1 protein-coding gene is annotated in these 201 nt (G+C 60.7%); it reads right to left on the minus strand.

What is annotated here, in order from left to right:
* A partial coding sequence (locus V1479_RS26200) for a helix-turn-helix domain-containing protein (RefSeq protein WP_438620945.1) occupies positions 1-162 on the minus strand: 162 nt, incomplete at its 3' end.
* Positions 163-201 lie beyond the last annotated feature (39 nt).

Here is a 201-nt window from a genome sequence, read left to right on the forward strand (position 1 = left end):
CAGCTTCGGACGCCGAACCGGAGCCTGCCGCCGATAGCCCGGCGGAACCGAATACGCCATCATCTTGCGAACCGTGTCGCGCGAGATGCCGAAATGCCTTACTGCCTCGCGCTGGCTCATGCCTCCGTCGCAAGCCACGCGAACCTTCAGATATAATTCCACGGTGTAGATCCCTATTCCCTCCCTGCGCCACGCAGAAAA

Origin of the sequence: Neoaquamicrobium sediminum, from assembly GCF_040970315.1 — a bacterium.
Lineage (GTDB): Bacteria > Pseudomonadota > Alphaproteobacteria > Rhizobiales > Rhizobiaceae > Aerobium > Aerobium sediminum.